The sequence below is a fragment of the Culturomica massiliensis genome, from assembly GCF_900091655.1.
Lineage (GTDB): Bacteria > Bacteroidota > Bacteroidia > Bacteroidales > Marinifilaceae > Culturomica > Culturomica massiliensis.
In genome coordinates, this window is sequence record NZ_LT594621.1 from 1,774,312 (window position 1) to 1,796,106 (window position 21,795).

22 protein-coding genes are annotated in these 21,795 nt (G+C 49.6%); 18 read left to right on the forward strand and 4 right to left on the reverse strand.

The genetic code is table 11. The annotated features are described in order from the left end of the window. Window positions 1-26: 26 nt before the first annotated feature. A complete protein-coding gene (mobC, locus tag BN8908_RS08875) occupies window positions 27-2,036 on the forward strand; it encodes a conjugal transfer protein MobC (protein WP_068690144.1) in 2,010 nt (669 codons plus the stop codon). Between the two features lie 94 nt (window positions 2,037-2,130). Here the strand turns inward: mobC and BN8908_RS08880 are convergent, their stop codons facing one another. The 4 genes from BN8908_RS08880 to BN8908_RS08895 all read right to left on the reverse strand — a co-directional run bounded on the left by BN8908_RS08880 (window position 2,131) and on the right by BN8908_RS08895 (window position 5,404). Next, window positions 2,131-2,544, reverse strand: coding sequence for a hypothetical protein (locus BN8908_RS08880; protein ID WP_048927473.1), 414 nt, complete (start codon window positions 2,542-2,544; stop codon window positions 2,131-2,133). 5 nt (window positions 2,545-2,549) lie between these two features. Then, complete coding sequence (locus BN8908_RS08885; RefSeq protein ID WP_004315321.1) at window positions 2,550-4,004, reverse strand: ATP-binding protein; 1,455 nt, start codon at window positions 4,002-4,004, stop codon at window positions 2,550-2,552. A gap of 128 nt (window positions 4,005-4,132) precedes the next feature. Further along, window positions 4,133-4,744 carry an RteC domain-containing protein gene (locus tag BN8908_RS08890; RefSeq protein WP_004315320.1) on the reverse strand — a complete coding sequence of 204 codons (612 nt, stop codon included), beginning with the start codon at window positions 4,742-4,744 and terminating at the stop codon, window positions 4,133-4,135. A gap of 246 nt (window positions 4,745-4,990) precedes the next feature. After that, window positions 4,991-5,404, reverse strand: coding sequence for a dihydrofolate reductase family protein (locus BN8908_RS08895; protein WP_068690146.1), 414 nt, complete (start codon window positions 5,402-5,404; stop codon window positions 4,991-4,993). Between the two features lie 383 nt (window positions 5,405-5,787). Between BN8908_RS08895 and BN8908_RS08900 the strand changes: the two genes are divergently transcribed. The 17 genes from BN8908_RS08900 (at window position 5,788) to traK (ending at window position 21,784) form a co-directional block, all read left to right on the forward strand. Then, window positions 5,788-6,921, forward strand: a complete 1,134-nt coding sequence (locus BN8908_RS08900) for a site-specific integrase (RefSeq protein WP_005807062.1) — start codon at window positions 5,788-5,790, stop codon at window positions 6,919-6,921. Window positions 6,922-7,126: 205 nt separating this feature from the next. Next, window positions 7,127-7,819: a hypothetical protein gene (locus tag BN8908_RS08905; RefSeq protein WP_068690148.1), complete on the forward strand. Its 693-nt coding sequence runs from the start codon at window positions 7,127-7,129 to the stop codon at window positions 7,817-7,819. A 200-nt stretch (window positions 7,820-8,019) separates the two neighbouring features. Continuing rightward, the gene (locus tag BN8908_RS08910; RefSeq protein ID WP_008781592.1) at window positions 8,020-8,394 is read left to right on the forward strand and encodes a helix-turn-helix domain-containing protein; all 375 of its coding nucleotides are present in this window, start codon (window positions 8,020-8,022) and stop codon (window positions 8,392-8,394) included. Then, window positions 8,372-9,472, forward strand: a complete 1,101-nt coding sequence (locus BN8908_RS08915; protein WP_005807066.1) for an AAA family ATPase — start codon at window positions 8,372-8,374, stop codon at window positions 9,470-9,472. Before BN8908_RS08910 ends, BN8908_RS08915 begins: the two co-directional genes overlap by 23 nt. A 105-nt stretch (window positions 9,473-9,577) precedes the next feature. After that, window positions 9,578-10,465 (forward strand): toprim domain-containing protein, encoded by an 888-nt coding sequence (locus tag BN8908_RS08920; RefSeq protein WP_068690151.1) that lies wholly within the window; start codon window positions 9,578-9,580, stop codon window positions 10,463-10,465. Between the two features lie 245 nt (window positions 10,466-10,710). Next, window positions 10,711-11,166 carry a hypothetical protein gene (locus tag BN8908_RS08930; RefSeq protein WP_005807070.1) on the forward strand — a complete coding sequence of 152 codons (456 nt, stop codon included), beginning with the start codon at window positions 10,711-10,713 and terminating at the stop codon, window positions 11,164-11,166. A gap of 1 nt (window position 11,167) precedes the next feature. After that, the gene (locus tag BN8908_RS08935; RefSeq protein ID WP_005807072.1) at window positions 11,168-11,491 is read left to right on the forward strand and encodes a DUF4134 domain-containing protein; all 324 of its coding nucleotides are present in this window, start codon (window positions 11,168-11,170) and stop codon (window positions 11,489-11,491) included. Between the two features lie 49 nt (window positions 11,492-11,540). Beyond that, complete coding sequence (locus BN8908_RS08940) at window positions 11,541-11,918, forward strand: DUF4134 domain-containing protein (RefSeq protein ID WP_005807074.1); 378 nt, start codon at window positions 11,541-11,543, stop codon at window positions 11,916-11,918. 12 nt (window positions 11,919-11,930) lie between these two features. After that, window positions 11,931-12,227, forward strand: coding sequence for a hypothetical protein (locus BN8908_RS08945; RefSeq protein WP_005807076.1), 297 nt, complete (start codon window positions 11,931-11,933; stop codon window positions 12,225-12,227). Between the two features lie 104 nt (window positions 12,228-12,331). Beyond that, window positions 12,332-15,037, forward strand: a complete 2,706-nt coding sequence (locus BN8908_RS08950) for a TraG/VirB4 family ATPase (protein WP_068690155.1) — start codon at window positions 12,332-12,334, stop codon at window positions 15,035-15,037. Window positions 15,038-15,048: 11 nt separating this feature from the next. Next, on the forward strand, window positions 15,049-15,528 hold the full coding sequence (locus BN8908_RS08955; protein WP_068690157.1) for a DNA-directed RNA polymerase subunit alpha C-terminal domain-containing protein: 480 nt from the start codon (window positions 15,049-15,051) through the stop codon (window positions 15,526-15,528). 5 nt (window positions 15,529-15,533) lie between these two features. Further along, window positions 15,534-18,071: a hypothetical protein gene (locus BN8908_RS08960; protein ID WP_446479571.1), complete on the forward strand. Its 2,538-nt coding sequence runs from the start codon at window positions 15,534-15,536 to the stop codon at window positions 18,069-18,071. After that, window positions 18,068-18,793 (forward strand): hypothetical protein, encoded by a 726-nt coding sequence (locus BN8908_RS08965; RefSeq protein ID WP_005807085.1) that lies wholly within the window; start codon window positions 18,068-18,070, stop codon window positions 18,791-18,793. The genes BN8908_RS08960 and BN8908_RS08965 overlap by 4 nt, the downstream gene beginning before the upstream one ends. A gap of 18 nt (window positions 18,794-18,811) precedes the next feature. Then, window positions 18,812-19,570 carry a DUF5045 domain-containing protein gene (locus BN8908_RS08970; protein ID WP_008781597.1) on the forward strand — a complete coding sequence of 253 codons (759 nt, stop codon included), beginning with the start codon at window positions 18,812-18,814 and terminating at the stop codon, window positions 19,568-19,570. A 21-nt stretch (window positions 19,571-19,591) separates the two neighbouring features. Beyond that, window positions 19,592-20,725, forward strand: a complete 1,134-nt coding sequence (locus BN8908_RS08975; RefSeq protein ID WP_005807089.1) for a hypothetical protein — start codon at window positions 19,592-19,594, stop codon at window positions 20,723-20,725. Between the two features lie 42 nt (window positions 20,726-20,767). Beyond that, on the forward strand, window positions 20,768-21,163 hold the full coding sequence (locus BN8908_RS08980) for a hypothetical protein (protein ID WP_008781598.1): 396 nt from the start codon (window positions 20,768-20,770) through the stop codon (window positions 21,161-21,163). Between the two features lie 6 nt (window positions 21,164-21,169). Beyond that, a complete protein-coding gene (gene traK, locus BN8908_RS08985) occupies window positions 21,170-21,784 on the forward strand; it encodes a conjugative transposon protein TraK (protein ID WP_068690159.1) in 615 nt (204 codons plus the stop codon). Window positions 21,785-21,795 lie beyond the last annotated feature (11 nt).

A 21,795-nucleotide genomic window follows, 5' to 3' on the forward strand; every position in this document is an offset into this window, starting at 1 on the left:
ATCAACAATCAAAACAATTTCAAGGTATGTCACAACAAGAAGACGATTTGAGGGCATTGGCGAAAATCATGGATTTTCTGCGTGCCGTGAGTATTATTTTAGTGGTCATGAACGTGTACTGGTTCTGTTATGAAGCCATACGGCTCTGGGGTGTGGACATCGGTGTGGTGGACAGGATACTGATGAACTTCAACCGCACGGCGGGGCTGTTCCGTTCCATCCTCTACACGAAACTATTTGCCGTCCTCCTGCTTGCCCTGTCCTGTCTGGGGACAAAGGGCGTGAAGGGCGAGAAAATCACGTGGGGGAAAATCTGGGCGGTCCTTGCCGTGGGCTTCGTGCTGTTCTTCCTCAACTGGTGGATACTGGTCCTGCCATTGCCGGTGGAGGCGGTGACGGGACTGTATATCCTGGCCGTTGGTGCGGGCTATGTATTCCTGCTGATGGGCGGTCTGTGGTTGAGCCGCCTGTTGAAGCACAACCTCATGGATGATGTGTTCAACAACGAGAACGAGAGCTTCATGCAGGAAACGCGGCTTATCGAAAGCGAGTATTCGGTCAATCTTCCGACACGGTTTTACTACAAAAAGCGTTGGAACAATGGCTGGATCAATGTCGTGAATCCTTTTAGGGCTTCCATCGTGTTGGGTACTCCGGGCAGCGGTAAATCCTATGCAGTGGTAAATAATTTCATCAAGCAGCAGATAGAAAAGGGCTTCTCGATGTATGTGTACGACTTCAAATTCAGCGACTTGTCCACGATAGCATACAACCATCTGCTGAACCACCCGGAGGGCTACAAGGTGAAACCGAAGTTTTATGTGATAAACTTCGATGACCCGCGACGTTCGCACCGTTGCAATCCCATTCACCCGGACTTCATGGAGGATATTACGGACGCTTATGAGAGTGCGTACACCATTATGCTCAACTTAAATAAAAGTTGGGTGCAAAAGCAGGGCGACTTTTTCGTAGAATCGCCCATCATCCTTTTCGCGGCTATTATCTGGTATCTCAAAATTTTCCAGAACGGCAAGTATTGTACATTCCCCCATGCGATTGAGTTCCTGAACCGCCGCTATGAGGATATTTTCCCGATACTGACCTCTTACCCGGAATTGGAAAACTATCTTTCTCCGTTCATGGACGCATGGCTCGGAGGGGCTGCGGAGCAGTTGATGGGGCAGATAGCAAGCGCGAAAATCCCTTTGTCAAGGATGATTTCCCCGCAGCTCTATTGGGTGATGTCGGACAGCGAGTTCACGCTGGACATCAACAACCCCGAAGAACCGAAAATACTCTGTGTGGGCAACAATCCCGACCGTCAGAATATCTACGGGGCCGCTCTCGGTCTGTATAACTCCCGTATCGTGAAACTCATCAACAAGAAAGGGATGCTGAAGTCGTCGGTCATCATCGACGAGCTGCCCACGATTTATTTCAAGGGGTTGGACAACCTTATCGCCACCGCGCGAAGCAACAAGGTTGCCGTGTGTCTGGGCTTTCAGGATTTCAGCCAGTTGGTGCGCGACTACGGTGATAAAGAAGCGAAGGTCGTGATGAACACCGTCGGCAATATCTTTTCCGGTCAGGTGGTGGGTGAAACCGCCAAGACGCTTTCCGAACGCTTCGGTAAGGTGTTGCAGAAACGGCAGTCCATTTCCATCAACCGGCAGGATGTTTCCACCTCCATCAACACGCAGATGGATTCACTCATCCCGCCGAGCAAGATTTCCGGCTTGACGCAGGGTATGTTTGTCGGTTCGGTATCCGACAACTTCAACGAGCGTATCGAGCAGAAGATTTTCCATTGCGAGATTGTCGTGGATGCCGAGAAGGTGAAGCGCGAGGAGAAAGCCTACAAGAAAATCCCCGTCATTACCGACTTTACGGACGGGGACGGCAACGACCGCATGAAGGAAACGGTTCAGGCGAATTACAGGCGCATCAAGGAGGAAGTGAAGCAGATTGTTCAAGAGGAACTGGAACGTATCGCAAATGATGAAAACTTGAAACACCTGTTGCAGCAGAAATAACAGATTCCTTTATATATGAAAAAGGGGATGTGTCAAAACACCCAAAATATGAAAATTACCCCTGTCACAGATATCTGTAGCAAGGGTAATTTTGTTAAAAAGAGAGTTTTGACACCCTCTTTTTATTCTCAGATTTGAGATGCTTGTTGATGGTGGTAATGGCAAGCGTCAGCAAATAATTTTTCAGTTCTGTATCGTCTTTAAGCAGTATGCTGTATTCTTCGGCAAACATTCTCAACAGTCTGGTTCTGAGTTTCGACATTTCTTCACCGAAAGGTATCTGTCGGTTTTCTTGCCAATACTCAATCACTACGGAAGATACCAGCCACTTGAACTCGGATTTCATCTCTTTGCCGAGTTTCTTGAAGCGGATTTGTTCGCTAATTGGCGGCTCGTTGTATGGCATTATGTCTGCCGGGTCATAAACGGATATACTGCCGATACCATAATCCATGATTATCGGTAAATCAGTTTTTACATCATTCTTATGTTTCTTCTTTTTAGCCATACCCGTTATTGTTGCAGGAAACCTTTACCTTTATCAGTAAGATAGTATTTCTGTTGCGGACTCTTGGAGCCTATGGGATAAAGTGAAAGGACCAAACCGGAATTTATTGCCGGATGGATATAGTTCTTTAAGAAATTCCTTTTATCTTTCATTCCCGTTTTCTCCATGATTTCTTTAGCAGAGAGAGTGTTGTTCCCAATAGCAGACAACAGTTTTCCTAACTGTGGGGTTACTGTGGGGTTACTATAGGGTTGCTGTGGGGTTGCTGTGGGGTCTTGTCCTACTGTAGTTCTTGTATAATGAAACACAATCCATACAGCATTGCCGTCGGTATGAAACTCCGGATCCGGAATACCGACACGGCGACATTCGTTTACCATAAGGGCTATGCCACGTCCCCAACTCTCCAATACTGCACTTTTGTACAGCACATTGGCTACTATCAGATTTTGTGGTTCGGAATTGTGGCCACCCAACAGTTTCTCAATGGTAATATCAGGCGGAAATGTTCCGCTGTTTTCAATCTCCACGCGGTCATCATAGATAGCAATCCCGACTGAACTGCCGGGGCGATGGTAAACACGATGTGCAAAAGCATTTATGCAACATTCTCTCAATGCCTTATATGGCACATTCAGTTCCTCTTCTCTGTACAAACCTTCAATTTTACCGGAAAGGGACAAATGCTTGAAGAAAAATGCCATTGCAGCATCCAGCAAGTTGAATATATTGCCTGTCACACGCTGATTATCTAAAAATTCATCTTTTGTCGTTCCTTTGAACCGGGCTAAACGGAGCAGACATTGGGGATAATGGTAGAAGTTTCGTCCGAATAGGACAACGGAAGCATTGTTCAGCTTTCCATCATTCAACAAGTCAAATTTTTCAAGGATGGTTCGGACATCCTCCTGCATAGAACCTTCCGGCAAACGTCCGCCTCTGATTCCTCCACGTACTGCGCCCAAGATTGCCGTTTCGTCAAGGTCGGATATTTTCAAGCTGGGATTTTGCATGGAATCCCAAGCATAGGTTCCGCCTCGCTGCATAACCAACAGGTTGTATATACCCTGCGGCATGGCAGATGTAACGCTCTCTATCCGTTGATAAGCCCTCCCCTTATAGGTGAACGGGCGCATATATCGTTGTTCTTCCGCTGATAAAGCTATAACACTTTTGTTCGTTCCCGGAATGTCTGTATAGGATATATCAATGGTCGCAAACGGCTCGATTCGTCTGATGGTTTCCGCAATATCGCGCTTCGTCTTGTCGCTCACTTCCTGACCGATAATCTTTCCCTTGTCGGTTACACCGAACAGCACCGTGCCGCCCGTACCGTTCAGGAAGGCACAAAGAGTTTCCATTCCACGCTCCAACTGCCCGGTAGTTTCTTTGAACTCAACTGTCCCGCCTTCGGCTCCGGCAATCAGTCCATTCAATATTTCGAGGTTATCTATTTTCATCCGTCATTGATTAATACTTGCAAAGTTAATGATTTTAATCGGCTTTCCGGCAGATAATAGAGTGATTGTAAATGAAGAAGGATAAGAAACCGTATAATCCGGCCGCTTATCCTTTGTTTGGCATTCGTTTATCTCCTCATCCGCTCCAATTCATCGTCATGTCGCATCTTCGCGTTCAGTTTGTCCTGCATCTTTTCAAGGAAGTAGGTGCGACTGTCGCTTTTCCTGCGTTTGATGTCCGTATAGAAGCGGTAGCAGTCTTTGGACTCCACACCGAAAAAGGAATAGAGGACAGGGGCAAGCTCTTTCAGCGAAGCCTTGCCGCCATTGATGCAGCCGGTGGCGTAGAGGGCATAGATTAGCTCTACCAACTCGACGGCATTACCGGTCCATTGCAGGGCTGGGACTGTGGCTTTGGTTTCGGATGTGGATGTTAGTGGTGGCACGGAGGTAATTGCAGAAGCGGATACTATCTTCTGCATCTTTCGGATGAAGGATAACGCCTTGCGGATATACACAGTGACGACATTCTCCTCCGATACCGACAAGTTCTGTGGATGGTGCTGTAATTCGATTTCGGCAAAAGCCAACGCCACAATAATATGCTTGGCATCATTGCCGCCGTAGCACAGGTTTATTACTTCCTGCACGAATCCGCCGTATGCCGTTTCCGTGCTACCGTTGTCTTTTCCGTTTATCATGGCGAAAAACTGTGTTTCCGCCAGTATGAGATGGTTCATTCTCTTTTCTGTTTTGAGGGTTTACACTTGTTTATCAGTGTGCGCACACTGATATATGGTGCAAATCATAGCCCTAAACACGAGAAAAGATTGTGAGAAAATTGTACTACATTGTTTTTCAGAAAGATAAAATTCAAAAATAATTTTATCCTTGATTGCATCCCTTGTGAAATGTGTTCAGATTCTGAACATGTGTTCACTTTCTGAGCACGGAAATCCCGCCAAGATGTTCATAATCTGAACATTTTATGCCCGTGGCTCTTTATGATAGGTAAGCCGGATTACTCCGTCCCTATAAGTTTTGTTCTCCATAAGCCGCCAGTCATTCATAGGTAGTGCTGACTTGAAAAAATGCGCTCCGTTTCCGTCGATGGTTGGAACAACGTATAGTATGATTTCATCTATCACGTTCATCCGTAACAGTCCGTTGGCATATTCGGTATTCCCGGCAGTTACTTCCAACAAATGACAAATGCTTCCACCTTCCTCCCCCCATTCTTGAAGCACGGATACCGAATAGTCGGATGTCAGCTTATACAGGGCATTGGCACGTATTTCATCCATACCGTAATCTTCGGTTTGAAGCAACCGCTTCCGGGGATGCAGTTTCATCGGACAGCCATCTATTGAGATAACGGCAAGTAATTGTATTTTCGCCATAACGTATTTTCTTTCCTTTTTGGCGAGGCAAAAAAGTAGCGTGCAATTCACACTACTTTCAAGCGATGGCTCTGGTAAAGCCTTTACGGAGAGTACGTGAATGCACGCTATGCGTAAGCATAGCATAAGCATCACGCAATCGTCTCCGTAGTTTCAATTTACCAGATTTATAAAGTAAAGCCCTAAAATGAAAATAAGAGCTAAACAAGTGTAAATAAAACCGCTTATTTACAGTTGATTATAGAGTACTTGATGTTTTCAGTTGTTTTCTTTCTTTTCAGTTGATTGGTTCTTTTTCGGTGCAATTTTGTTTCTTGTTTGTTTCTCAATATCGACCTTTATTCATATCTTTGCAACAGAAACAAAATTATGAAGGGATCGATATGCCACGAGTAAAGAAGCCTACAAAAGTAAAAGAGCCTGTCCGCCTTCGGACAAAGAAGCTGGCAGATGGAAGCCAAAGTCTGTATCTTGATATATACCGTTTCGGAAAACGAACATACGAATATCTCAAGTTGTATCTCATTCCGGAAACGGACAACAATGCCCGTCGGCAGAATCAGGCGACCATGAATGCCGCCAATGCCATCAAGTCCAAACGTATTATCGAGTTGACCAACGGCGAGGCCGGTATAGAAACCAAAGAGAGAGTTTACCTGCTTGACTGGATGAACACCTACAAGGAGAACCAGGCCAAGCGTGGCAAAAAGGACGGTTATCAGATTGACATCACTATACGCATCTTGAAGGATTATGCGGGAGAACGTATGTTGATGGATCAAATAGACAAGACATTCTGCCAGAATTATCTTGACTACCTTCAGTCCGAATACCGTTCCAGAGGTAAACGAGTGTCGAATTACACACTGCATACTTATTACCGGGTATTGAACGGAGCCTTGAATGCGGCTGTCAGGGCCGAGATCATCAAGTCCAATCCTTTCACGAAAATCAGCAAGTCGGAAAAGATCCGTCTGCCTGAAAGCAAACGGTCATACATGACCATTGAAGAGGTGCGTGCATTGATCGCAACCCCGATGAAAAATGAATCCGTGAAAGGTGCCTATCTGTTCTCTTGTTTCTGCGGTCTGCGAATCAGTGATATAATCAAGTTGCAATGGAAAGATGTATTCGTTGACCGTGGACAATACCGTCTGTCGGTTTCCATGCAGAAAACCAAAGAACCGATTTATCTCCCGCTTTCCCCGGAAGCGTTGAAGTGGATGCCTGCGCGTGGAGACAAAACTCCTGATGACCATGTGTTTGACCTGCCGTCCCCAGCAATGGTCAATATTCTTATCAAACCATGGGCAAAAGCGGCGGGAATAAACAAGCGTTTTACATTCCATACGGCGCGGCACACGTTCGCGACGATGATGCTGACACTCGGAGCAGACTTATATACGACATCCAAGCTGCTCGGCCATGCTGACGTGAAAATGACACAGGTGTACGCCAAAATCATCAACCAGAAAAAGGATGATGCGGTCAACCTGGTCAACGGATTGTTTGAGTGACCAATGATATACCATATCATGTCAAATTTACAAGTAGATATTTTAAGGGCGTCATCGATTGCAGATACAATCGAAAAACGATACCTTTATGATGATATATTATTATAAACCAATAAAATGTAAATCGACATGACAAGAGCTGACAAAGGCCTTCTCTCTTTTTGAGGGGAGCAAACACCCGCATCACATTGAATCGGCACAGGACGTGGCGGAAGAACTTTTCGCCCTGCTTACCGAAGCAAAAACAGTTTATCTCCAGGAGGTCAAAATCCACGGCAAACAGTATCGCCGTTATGTGGAGGATTTTGTGAACAGTCACCGGTATATTGACTGCGATAACGCGGTCTGCCGGAACTGCCACGAAATGAACATCCACATCGTCAAGGGACTGCTGACCGACTGCCCCTACCTTATCCAACCGCTTTTTTCCGCCCCGAGCCTCTCTTTCGAGGAGTGCATAGAACTAAAGCGGAAGTATGACACATCGGAACTGGCATCTTCCGATTGTAATCCGGCAAAGTTTTCATTTCTTTCTTTTGACTGCAGTCTTTCGTGCAAACAACTGGCCGGTATCGTTTCTTGCGCCAATACTTATCATCTGTTCTGTTCTCCCGTAACTATTGACGACATGGAATCTCTCTTCTCCTGCAAGATAGGTTTCTGTCTTCGGGTGAACAGCGTGCGCCGTGTGGCTATCCTGTTCGATGCCCTTCTTGAGAATTCATTCATTCAGCCTTACTGGCAATCAGTCCTCGAAAGAGGGCGTTTCCTGCAATCCAAGGACGGCTCGCACTTCATATCCGCAACGAGCATATCCACCACGCTTTCGTTGGTCAGGAACAAAATGACTTCAACCGCTTACAATATCAGAAAGTTTGTAAGCCAACTGAAGGAATGAAAGGAAGTGCTAAGAAGTCAACCATGTGAAAAGCAAAAGTATGATAACTGATATGATACCAAACCGGTATCATACTGTCATCCAATGCTTTTAGATATTCACACTCTACCTTTGCCTCTGTATACAACGCGTTACAAACAGAGGTGCATCTCTTATTGTCTAATTTAATCACGAATAATATGTCCAACAGATTGACATTCATGGAAAGGTTGAGCGAACGGCTCACGGCCCTTGAAGCGATTATCCGGAAACTGGAGCCGGTCGAGAGCTTTCTGGAACGGGTGGAATTGCTGGAAAAGAACATTTACGCGACCAAAAAGGTCTTTACTTTTTCGGAAGCCTGCATGTACATCGGGGTATCAGAAAGTATGCTGTATAAACTTACGGCCAACAAGGAGATTCCTCACTACAAGCCTCGCGGCAAGATGATCTACTTTGCCAAGGAGGAACTGGACGAATGGCTCCTGCAGAATCATGAACTTGCCGTCGATGATGCCACGCGGATGGCACACGAGGCGGCAGCAGTACAACCCTTCTTAAACGAGAAACGCCATGGAAAACGAAAGAAGAACTGACCAGAAGACGGGAATGGGATTGGAAGAGACCCGTCTGTCAGATATTCTTTCAGCTTCCCAAATCAAGGCGACGGATACATACGAGACCCCGCCGCAAATTATCTGGATTGACAATTCGACCATAGCGACTCTCGGCAATTTCAGTGCATCGACCGGCAAGGCAAAATCCAAGAAGACATTCAATGTCTCCGCCCTTGTCGCCGCTTCCCTGGCAGGAAAGCAGGTGCTGAACTACCGGGCGCATCTGCCGGAAGGCAAACGCCGGATCCTGTATGTCGATACCGAGCAGAGCCGCTATCATTGTCACACGGTGCTGGAACGTATTCTGCGGTTGGCCGGGCTTCCTACCACAGCAGACAGCGAGAACCTTGATTTCATCTGCCTGCGGGAGTATTCTCCGACAGTCCGTATAAGTGTGATAGACTATGCCCTGCGTCAGGGTAAAGGTTACGGGCTGGTTATCATTGACGGTATCCGCGATCTTATGCTGGACATCAACAGCACCAGCGAATCGGTGGAGGTAATCAACAAAATGATGGAATGGTCCTCTCGTTACGACCTGCATATCCATTGCGTGCTGCACCTGAACAAAGGGGACAACAATGTACGAGGCCATATCGGTACGGAGATGAGCAACAAGGCGGAAACAGTACTGGTCATCAGCAAATGCAACGAGAATCCGTCTGTCAGTGAAGTCCATGCCCTGCATATCCGGGAAAAGGAGTTCAAACCCTTCGCGTTCACCGTGGACGACAACGGGCTCCCGGTCATCGCCGAAGGGCACACGTTCGGTGACACCCCGAAGCCCAGGCAACGGACAAGCTTTACGGAGCTGAGCATCGAGCAGCACCGGGAAGCCCTTTCCGCTGCCTTTGACGGCAAACCCATCAGGGGCTTTGAGAATGTACTGCAACGTCTGATCGCCTCTTATGAAAACATAGGCTTCAAACGTGGCCGCAGTGTCATGATAAAACTGCTGCAGTACCTGACGGACAACCTGAAACTTGTTGTCAAGCAGGACAAGCTGTTCTACTATGACATGACCCCCGCGGAAGCAAGGCTTTTTGATGAAGAATGAAGCCGGGCGCGGGCATATATATTTCAGTTTACTTTAGTATGTATATATATAGGGAATAAAACTAAACTAAACCATTCCCGTGTGAACAAGTGAAAGAAAACAGCCATGACTATAGAAGAAGCAAAACAGGTACGCATAGTGGACTTTCTGGCGCAGCTCGGCCACCATGCGCAATACATTAAATCGGATCAGTACTGGTATCTCTCGCCGTTAAGGGATGAACAGTCGCCGTCGTTCAAGGTCAATGACCGGTTGAACGAATGGTATGATTTTGGGGCGGCCACCGGAGGCGACCTCGTGGAATTGGGTAAATACCTTTACCAGACTGAAAGTGTAAGCGAGGTACTGGCATACATCGGGCGGCATTCCTGCGATATGCCTTTGCCGAAAGTCCGTTTCCAGGCTCTTCCGCCCCGTCCCGTGGAATCGGATATGAAAAATCTGATTGTCGTCCCGTTACGGCATCACGCGTTATACTCTTACCTTCAGTCCCGGAAAATAGATGCTGACATAGGACGTATGTTCTGCAAGGAAATCCATTATGAATTGCGTGACCGGCATTATTTTGCCCTCGCGTTCGGTAATGTTTCGGGCGGATATGAAATGCGCAACGCCTATTATAAAGGATGTATCAAGAACAAGGACATCTCCCTGATCGGACATCAGTGCGGAGAGATACAGGAACGGGTCTGCGTGTTCGAGGGGTTCATGGACTTTCTGTCTTACCTGACATTGAAGCAGTCATGCAACTGGACCATTTGTATAGACCAGCCTTGCGACTACCTTGTCATGAACTCCGTAAACAACCTGAAAAAGGCATTGATGTACCTGCAGAGATACCTGCATATACATTGTTATCTCGACAACGACCTTGCCGGGCAAAAGACCGTGGAAACCATAGCCGGACTATACGGCGAACGGGTCAGCAACGAAGCTGTCCGATATAGCGAATACAAGGATCTGAATGATTGCTTGCGAGGCAAGAAACGCTGACCTAAAAAAAGCGAATCTGCCAATGGAAGCCCTCCTGAACGGAGGGCTTTTTTTATGCCCTGACTTCTTCATTTTTCCCGTTCATTAAGGCGATATAGTACGATTTTATAGTACGATTTTCAAAATCGATATAAATCTTGTAAAGAAAACATCCGTTTAATACACAATTATTTCGTAGTTCGGAATTCTCCTTTTTTATTTGTGAAATCAAACTAATACAAAATTCAATATCCATACTAAAAGATATGAGATCATATTTCATTTTTGCCATTGTTCTGACGGTCGCGTACCTCATTTATTACGCGGTCATCATTATGCAGGATCTCTATGGAAAAAGGAGAACCGGCAAGACAGAGGAGGAAGTTTTCGACCTCGGCACACTGGAGGACGAAGAGAGTGTTGCCGTGAGCGAGAGTGAAACCGGGTTCCGTGTCGGCAACGAGCAATACGATACTGAAACAGCATCAGGCGGCGATTCTGCCACCGACCAGAAGCCGGCGGACAAAAAGCCGGAGACAAAGGAGACCCCGGAAGAAAGACTGGAGCGTCTCAAAGCCAAGGCGGAGGAAAAGATGGAGGAAACCACGCCCTACCTGTCTGATGGCTTCAGTGCAGATGAAATGTACAAGGCGATGCTTTCCAGGGGCAAACTGGAAAATCGTCCGGAGATGGCCTGGAAACCAATTAAAGACAAATTGTAGCATGTCGATTAAGCAAAAGATAGTATGCCTGTTAATTCTTGTACCCTATGCGGCTTTCGCCAAGAGCGGCAGCGTGAACTACAGCTGGGGAGCGGATGCGCTGGCCACGATGCACGACTTCGTGGTCACGATGATGCTGTATGTCCTGTATATATGCTACTCCATCGCATCCGTTCTGGTCATCGTGTCCGCCTTCCAGATCTACATCAAGATGAACACTGGAGAGGACGGCATCGTCAAATCCTTTTTATCGCTGCTTGGCGCGTGCCTGTTCATCATCGGGGCCTCCATCGTGCTTCCGGCATTTTTCGGTTATCGCATATAAGGCTGTTTAACAATCCAATACATAAATATTAACTCAAAAACGATCAAGTATGTTTCAGAAAGTAAAACAAATGTGCCGAAAGGCAAAAGGATTCATCCAAGGTGTTTCCACCAAAGTGAAGATGCTTGCACTCACTTTGTTCTCTGGTACCACGGCAATGGCCCAGAGTACGGCCGGCGACTATTCAGCCGGTACTACCGCACTTTCTACCGTGGCGGAGGAAATTGTCAAGTATGTACCAGTCATGGTCAAGCTCTGCTATGCCATCGCCGGTGTAGTCGCCATTATCGGCGCCATCTCCGTTTACATCGCCATGAACAACGAAGAGCAGGATGTCAAAAAGAAGATCATGATGGTGGTTGGTGCATGTCTTTTCCTGATTGCAGCAGCACAGGCTCTTCCTTTGTTTTTCGGCATTGACGCATAAAAGTACCGAGGGATGAAAAGCAAGGAAACACGTTATCCGGACTATCCGCTGTTCAAGGGGCTGCAACGTCCTCTTGAAGTGATGGGATTGCAGGGCCGTTACATCTATTGGGCGGCAGGAACGGCAGGCGGAGCCATCGCGGGCTTCATAGCCGCTTACTGCCTTGCCGGATTCGTGGCCGGGCTGGCCGCGCTGACAGTCATTCTGTCGGTGGGCATCGTGCTAATCATCTTCAAGCAGCGGAAAGGTCTGCACAGCAAGAGAACGGACCGAGGCGTGTTCGTCTATGCCTACTCGCGTAAGGTCTGACAAAATTAAACCATCACAGCAATGTGTGGCTATATTGAATGTTGAACGCGGGTAGGTTCGTATGAGATACGGGCCTACCCCTATTTAATTGAACGTATATTGAAATGACCCTATACATTATCCTGATTTTCGTTGCCTTATGCGCGGGTATGGCCATATCCGTCCATGCGTTCGGTACCGGAGGCAAGCGCAAGCGTATCTTCAAGGACATCTATTTCTCGGTGGAAGACACGGAAGGCGTGGGTGTCCTGTACACCAAGACGGGCGAATACTCCGCCGTGCTGAAGATCGAGAATCCGGTACAGAAGTATTCGGCGAACATAGACAGCTACTACGATTTCACGCATCTGTTCTCCGCCCTTGCCCTGACCTTGGGAGAAGGTTATGCCATTCACAAGCAGGACATCTTCGTGAGGAAGCGTTTTGTCAACGAGGATACCGGGAAACAGGAGTTCCTTTCTGAATCGTATTTCCGGTATTTCAAGGGAAGGGCGTACACGGACAGCATGTGTTACCTGACCATCACGCAGGAAGCCAGGAAAAGCCGCCTTTTCTCGTTCGACAACAAGAAATGGCGTGATTTCCTTGTCAAGATCCGGAAGGTACAGGACCAGTTGCGGGACAGCGGAGTGCAGGCGCGTTTCCTGAACAAATCCGAGGCAAGCGATTACGTGGACCGGTATTTCGCCATGGACTTCAAGGACCGTATCATCTCGATGACGAACTTCAAGTCGGACGATGAGAGCGTCTCGATGGGTGACAAGCGCTGCAAGGTGTACAGTCTCGTGGACGTGGACTGCATCTCGCTGCCTTCGATGATCAGACCCTATACCAATATAGAAGTGAACAACACGGAAATGCCCGTGGATCTTGTCTCGGCCATTGACAGCATTCCGAATGCCGATACAGTGGTCTATAACCAGGTCATCTTCCTTCCCAACCAGAAGCGTGAACTATCGCTGCTGGACAAGAAGAAGAACCGGCACGCGAGTATTCCCAACCCGAGCAACCAGGCAGCGGTCGAAGACATAAAACGTGTACAGGAGGTGATTGCCCGCGAGAGCAAGCAGCTCGTGTACAGCCATTTCAACCTTATAGTGGCCGTGTCCGGCGATACGGACCTGCAGAAGTGTACGAATCATCTGGAGAACGCTTTCGGTAGAATGGGAATCCATATTTCCAAACGAGCCTACAACCAGCTGGAGCTGTTCGTCGGTTCGTTCCCGGGCAACTGCTACAGCCTGAATGAAGAGTATGACCGGTTCCTGACCCTATCGGACGCAGCGATGTGCCTGATGTACAAGGAACGTGTGCAGCACAGCGAAGACACCCCGGTGAAAGTCTATTACACTGACCGCCAGGGAGTGCCTGTCGCCATCGACATCACCGGCAAGGAAGGCAGACAGAAGCTGACGGACAACTCGAACTTTTTTGCCCTCGGACCGAGCGGTTCCGGGAAATCCTTCCACATGAACTCTGTCGTGCGCCAGCTGCACGAACAGGGTACGGACATCGTAATGGTCGATACCGGTAACTCCTACGAGGGATTGTGCGAGTATCTGGGAGGCAAGTACATCAGCTACACGGAGGAACGCCCCATCACGATGAACCCGTTCCGTATCCACAAGGAAGAGATGAACGTGGAAAAGACCGGCTTCCTGAAGAATCTTGTCCTGCTGATCTGGAAGGGCACGCAGGGAACAGTCACGAAGACGGAAGACCGTCTGGTGGAAAATGTAATCACCGATTATTACGATGCGTATTTCAACGGCTTCGACGGCTTCACGCCCATGCAGCGGGAAGACCTGAGAAAAAGCCTCGCCATAGACGAACGCAACCGTGACGGGAACCGTGAGGAAAGCGAGCAGGAACGGAACAGCCGTATCGAGTGCATGATAGACGAAATGGAACGCAGGCGCAAGGAGTTGAAGGTGGAAGAACTCTCGTTCAATTCATTTTACGAATACTCCGTCCAGCGTATTCCGGACATCTGTCACGAGAACCACATTTCGGGCATAGACCTCTCGACTTACCGCTACATGATGAAGGACTTCTACAGGGGCGGCAACCATGAAAAGACCCTGAACGAGAACATGGACAGTTCGCTGTTCGACGAGACCTTCGTGGTGTTCGAGATTGACAGTATAAAGGATGATCCGCTGCTGTTCCCGCTTGTCACGCTGATAATCATGGATGTGTTCCTGCAGAAGATGCGAATCAAGAAGAACCGCAAGGTGCTTGTCATCGAGGAAGCCTGGAAAGCCATTGCCAGTCCGCTGATGGCCGAGTACATCAAGTTCATGTACAAGACGGCCCGTAAGTTCTGGGCCAGCGTGGGCGTTGTGACACAGGAGATACAGGACATTATCGGCAGTGAAATCGTGAAAGAGGCCATCATCAACAACAGCGACGTGGTGATGCTGCTTGACCAGAGCAAGTTCAAGGAGCGTTTCGACACCATCAAGGCCATTCTCGGGCTCACCGATGTTGACTGCAAGAAGATATTCACGATCAACCGTCTGGACAACAAGGACGGCCGTTCGTTCTTCCGGGAGGTATTCATACGAAGGGGAACGACAAGCGGCGTGTATGGCGTGGAAGAGCCGCATGAATGCTACATGACCTACACGACCGAACGTGCCGAGAAGGAAGCCCTGAAACTCTACAAGAGGGAGCTCCGGTGCAGCCATCAGGAAGCCATCGAAGCCTATTGCCGGGACTGGGATGCCAGCGGCATCAGCAAGTCCCTGACATTCGCCCAGAAGGTCAACGAGGCCGGACGGGTACTGAACCTGAAAGCAAAACAATAAAATCAGATACAATGGGAAAATTTGATATAGACCGACCTATAGCGGAACTGTTCAGTGTTGAGCCTTACGCTCTCCGCATCCGCAACGTGTGCAACAGCCACGATATTGCCACCATCCGGGAACTGTGCCAGCACAGCAACTGGGACTTGCTTCATTTCCGCCATTTGGGTGAAAGAAGCATCATACACATAGAGGATATGCTGGGCAAATTCGGGTTGCGACTGGGCATGACCGAAGAGGATCTGGACGCATATATGAGATTTGAAACCGAGGATGACAAAGACGTCACTACCATCATGCGTTTCGAGGAATCGGAGGAGGTCAAGTGGGACCAGCGCCGGTATGAAGTAGCCAGAGACCTGTATGTCAGATACAGGGGTCTGTCCCCATACGAGGCTATGGAGGAAGCAGAGAAGCTGATACTGGCCCTGCAGGGAGTACCTGAGAAGAACAACCGCAGCAAGCGGAGAGGTAATATTTTCAACCGTTGAACAGAATGAACATGAAGCGACTGTCACTTGTCTTTGCAGTTCTGCTGCTTGCCTTCACGCAGCATGTCCACGCCCAGTATTACAGCGTGAACTATGACGCACGTACCGTGGCGGCAATGGCAGCCGCGTTCGGTACGGAGGTCGTGGCTGAAAGCTACTACCGTGAGCAGGTCGATGACATCCTGAAGCACTATACGGCGGCGGAGGTGGCGGCAGCCGGAATTTTCTCTTCCAAATTTCTGGAACACAAAGCCCTCTCGGACCTCGGTATCTGGTGCAGCAGCACAGAGAATTATTATTACCGCCGCATCTACCACATGGTGGCCGACAAGATCATACCGAAAATCTGGGTGGTGGCAAAGCAGATGCTTCACTCCCCGCAGACAGCGATCCACTGGGGCAGCTACCTGATGAAGGTATGCGATGAGACGAAGAGCCTGTGTATGCAGTTCGAAAGCGTTGTGACAAACAGTACACTTTCGTTCTCGGACATCGCTTTTCTGGAGATCAACAGCGAGGTCGTGCCTCTGCTGAAACTTTCGGAACTGGGCGGTATAGACTGGCAGCGGATGCTGGACGATTTTTCCCGGATTTCTGACCGCTTTACACGGGAGAACCTGCAAAGCGATCTTGACAATCTCTACAATCTGGGTGTCGGTCTGGCAACGGCCGGTGCGGGTAATCTCGGCGATGCCCTGCTGCCTGAAAGTATGTTCCATAACCTGCTTTCGGGCAAGGTCAGCGAGATTGCCAACCTGTACGACCATTACTCCGGCCTGTTCGAGGAAGCGGAACAAGGTATCGGGAACCTGCTGCTGGACAAGATCGGCGGTCCTGACAACGTGGCCGGCCTGTTCGAGTTCGGGGATTACGACCTTGCCGGCTGGATCAGTGACTATATAGACGACGAAGCCGGGACTTATTACACGCAGCGCTGGTACATCGCCAGACGTGACCAGGGCAGCGTGTCATTGTGTGACTATTACCCGCCCACGGACGACAACAGCATCCTGAACGGCGGTGAGTGGACCCGTTTCGAAACGAGCGCCCCCGGTTTTTATCCCAATGCCTCGCAGCGGGAACAGGCTCTCTCCAACTCGGAACGATATGCCGGATGGTCGAGAAACCGTGTACAGCAGCTCAACAACCAGAATGACGGCAACACTTACAGCATCAACTACTGGCAGAACGCCTACATCATCAGCCGCGGCGGCAAGCAGACAAAGAAGGCTTACGCCTACGAGATACATGTCAAGAAAAGCTGGAACCATGAGGAAATCGTGTATGAAGAGATATTCGATTCCTACACTATGGATCTGGAGACCTTCAAGGCGCAGCTCAATGCCCGTCTGTCGGAATTCAACGAAAACGAGGACGGCTATGTCTATTACATAGCTTCCGACGCGCGGAACTACTATCAGGCAACGGATGCCGCCAAACTTAAAGGATGCGAGAGCGTGACCATCAGCGTCACCTGCTCGGACGGGGCTACTCTGGGCCAAGGTTCGACCCAGTACAAATGCAGGAAATGCGGCGGTTCACCCAATGCCCATACCAAGGATTGCTCCATGCAGACCTCCGTGACGGAAAATGAACTTGACTTTTCGGAATTGGATGAGCTGATACGGGAGGCAGACAACCAGGTAGCCATGCTTCAATCACAGATCAAGGCACTGGAGGATGAGAACAAGGAGCTGCTGAAGAAAATATCCCAGGCCAGTGTGGAGGATGCTGCCGTTTACAGGCAGCAGTACAACGCCAACCTGACGCGTATCGGAGAGTTGAAGGCAGAACTGGCCGAGTGGCAGAAGAAACAGAAGGAATACGCGGATGCGAAGCAGGAAGCGGCAAACGACAATGACGTGCCGACGGACGACTACTACCGTATCCCGGCCATCATGCAGGACTGCAAGACTGCCTACAGTCTGTCGTGGCAGGACGGCGGTTCGTGGAACGGATACACGTTCGTCCGCAAGGCGACCATGCCGAATATAGACGGCGAGATAACTTTCAAGGCAACCATCAGCATAGCACGCAAGCCGAAATACTTCCTCGGCATCAAGATTCACCGTGCCATTGTACAGATCAGCTGGGAACTGACCTCGCAATACACCGACACGTATGTGGCCGACGTGCTGACATTCGACCCGGACCTTCCGGAAGAAGAAAAAGAGCGGATCGTGAATGAACGTATCGCGGAAATTGCCCGGGAGCATCCGTCATGCAAGATCACGACGGAATATGCCCGTACCACCCCGATGGAAGATACCTCTACCGGAGAGGTGTACCACCTGCTGTGGTCAAGTGACCGTCTTGAAATCGCGCGTGAAGTGGATTCCCGGATTACGCAGATATACGCCGACCTGGTATCCCTGGAAAAGATGATGCATTACAAGCGTAGCATCATCGACGTGCTGAAGGATGTCCTTCCGGATCTGAATATGGACGAAGGGCGACGCCTCACTCTCGTGGAAGAATGCCATGACCGTTGGGTGGAAAACGCCCGTAGCCTGCGAAGCGGGAGAAAGGAGGAAAGACCATGAAACGGGCCTTGCTGATAACCATAGTGCTGCTTGCACTCCTGCCTGATGTCGTCAAAGCACAATGGACATTCGACGTGGTGTCCGTTGAAGCCTATATCAATGACCATAAGAAGCAGCGTAGCTTGTTGCTGGCCCGAAGTACCCTTGAGTACAGCAACCAGCTGCTGCACGAATACAGCCGCAAGGAGGTCGGCGAATACAAGGAGCTGAATATCGACCTTGACCGGTACACCCGTGCCTTTGATGTCATTGATGTGATGTACCAGTCGTTACGCACGGTATTGAACGCAAAGAACACCTACAATACGGTAAGTGACCGGATAGCGGACTACAAGTCCATGCTGGAGGCATTTCACGAGAAGGTGCTGAAACGCGGACGCATCGAACCCTCCGACGCCCTGCTCATCACCATCAACGAGAAAGCCATACGGGATATAGCCCATGACGGGGAGCAACTCTACAAGTCGGTCAGCGACCTGGCGCTGTATGCCACGGGAGCGGCGGCCTGCTCCACTTCGGATCTGCTGATGGTGCTGGAGGCCGTGAACAGGTCTCTGGACGACATCGAACGGCATCTGAACCGGGCCTATATGGAGACCTGGCGATACATACAGGTAAGAATCGGCTACTGGAAGTCGAAGATATACCGTGAACATACCAAACAGGAGATAATTGAAGGAGCCTTCGGACGTTGGCGCAACTCCGGAAGGCTTGATTACTAACGATAAAAGGGAAAAAAGATGAACAGAAAACTCATGCTCATGACGGTTGCGATCATTGCAACAGCAACGGCACAGGCGCAGTATGTGACCTATAACCACGACTCGCCGAAGCAGAACCAGATTACGGTCATGGAAACCGGTGCGGGCTCCCTCACGCCGGAACTGTACTACTGGGCATTACACAACAAATACAAGAAATCGGCGGCGGCAAAGAACAAACTGGCGTTCCGCACGACAGCCGGCATCAACCTCTATAACCAGACGGACGAAGCCGAATCCATCGATTCGGCATTGGTGAGCCGCGCGAAAATAGAGGCCCTGAACGTGGCAGACCGACAGGCTGATATCGCCTGGCTTGCCGAAGGTGACAAGATCAACGGCCAGATGGAAAGGATGAAGCGTAACATCGACCGTATCCTTCCTGCGGGAGGTACCCCGGAGGACAGGGAACGCTGGACGGAATACTACCATGTTTTCCAGTGCGCCATTGATGCTACCAGGGATGCCTATATGCCCAATGCGCAGCGGAAGAAAGAGTATCTGCGAATCTACGACGACGTGGTGCAGCAGAATGAGATTCTTGTCAGCTATCTCGCCAAACGGCAGAATGCCACCCTGACGAGCAACCTGCTGAACGCGACCTCGGACCGTACCTTGGACAAAGGCAGCGTCATCAGGGAAGCCATGAGCCGCTGGAACGAATCGCGTCTCGCGGTGCGTGGCTCACAGTCGGGCGGCAGTTCCGGGGGTGACGGTGAAGAGAGTGTAAACAGGTGAAACTAAAAAGACAGACGGCAAATGGCAGACGGAAATATACTCACTGATTTTGGTATCAATCTTCTTGAGGAGGAGATTGACGATGTGATTTTTCAAACGAACGAGTTCCTCACGGACGCGACGTTTACGGGTTCGCAGGGGCCGTTCTGGTGGATACTGCAGATGTGCATGGCTCTGGCCGCCTTGTTCTCACTTGTCATGGCGGCAGGCATGGCCTACAAGATGATGGTGAAGCATGAGCCGCTGGATGTGATGAAGCTGTTCAGGCCGCTGGCTGTTTCCATCGTTCTCTGCTGGTGGTATCCGCCTGCAGACACGGGTATGGCCGGCAGCGGAAGCAACTGGTGTTTTCTGGACTTCCTTTCCTACATCCCGAACTGCATCGGTTCGTACACGCATGACCTGTACGAGGCGGAAGCCACACAGATAGCGGACAAGTTCGAGGAAGTGCAGCAGCTCATCCACGTAAGGGACACGATGTACCACAGCCTGCAGGCACAGGCGGATGTCGCCCACACGGGAACATCAGACCCCAACCTTATCGAGGCGACCATGGAGCAGACCGGTGTGGATGAAGTGACCAGCATGGAAAAGGATGCCGCGGAACTGTGGTTCACCTCCTTGACGGCCGGTGTCGTCGTGGGAATAGACAAAATCATCATGCTGATTGCCCTTGTCGTGTTCCGCATAGGCTGGTGGGCAACGATCTACTGCCAGCAGATATTGCTCGGTATGCTGACGATATTCGGCCCGTTGCAATGGGCGTTCTCTCTGCTGCCGAAATGGGAAGGTTCCTGGGCAAAATGGCTGACGCGTTACCTGACGGTACATTTCTACGGGGCCATGCTCTACTTCGTGGGCTTCTATGTATTGCTCCTTTTCGACATCGTGCTGTGCATCCAGGTGGAAAACCTGACCGCAATCACGGCCAGCGAGCAGACAATGGCGGCCTACCTGCAGAACAGTTTCTTCTCCGCCGGTTATCTGATGGCGGCAAGCATTGTAGCCTTGAAATGTCTGAACCTTGTACCTGACCTTGCGGCGTGGATGATACCGGAGGGCGACACGGCCTTCAGTACGAGAAATTTTGGAGAAGGCGTGGCACAGCAGGCCAAGATGACAGCGACAGGCGGTATCGGGGCAATCATGAGATAAGATAAAAAACATATAAACAACAATCCTTAAAAATAAAAAAGTATGAACGTACAAGAACAAATCAAAGAATGGTGCAAGGACGGACGCTTCCTGCTCTACGCGAATGAACGCATGAGAAAAGAGATTACCGAAGTTCCGGAAAACCATGTGGTTACCCCGGAGTATGAAGCCCTTGACGAAGGCTTCGAGTATGACGACCGTTATGCGGCCCCGCTGGCCGCTTACCTGACCTACCGTCTGCAAATGGCCAAGTTGCAGAAAAAGGCGAAAGTGCGCAAACGCGGTATCTGGTGGGTATTCGTGCAGGTCATGACGCTGGGCCATTACGTGCATGTCTTTTCCGATGAGTTCGGGGCTCTCGCCGCGGAACTGCAGGAAACAGTCATGCCGATGCTGCACGATGAATATGTAATGATGTTGAACGGGAAAAGACAATAAACCGATATGATTATCAAGCATCTGGAAAACAAGATACGGCTGGTGGGCATTATCTGCACGGCCTTTCTCGTGGGATGTGTCATCATCAGCGTATCGAGCATCTGGACAGCCAGGACAATGGTGTCGGATGCACAGAAAAAGGTGTACGTGCTGGACGGCAACGTGCCCATTCTTGTCAACCGTACCACGATGGATGAAACGCTTGACGTGGAAGCCAAAAGCCATGTGGAGATGTTCCACCACTATTTCTTCACCTTGCCGCCTGATGACAAATACATCAAATACACGATGGAAAAGGCGATGTACCTGGTGGACGAAACAGGTCTGGCGCAATATAACACTCTTAAGGAGAAAGGTTTTTACTCTAACATCCTCGGCACGAGTGCCGTGTTTTCGATTTATTGTGACAGCATCCGCTTTGACAAGAGCACCATGGAGTTCACCTACTACGGCCGCCAGCGAATCGAGCGCAGAAGCAACATCCTGATGCGTGAGCTGGTGACTGCGGGTCAGCTCAGGCGTGTACCGAGAACGGAGAACAACCCTCACGGTCTGCTGATAGTGAACTGGCGCACTCTCCTTAACAAGGATATAGAACAGAAAAGCAAGAGCAACTATTAAACAATCAAGGA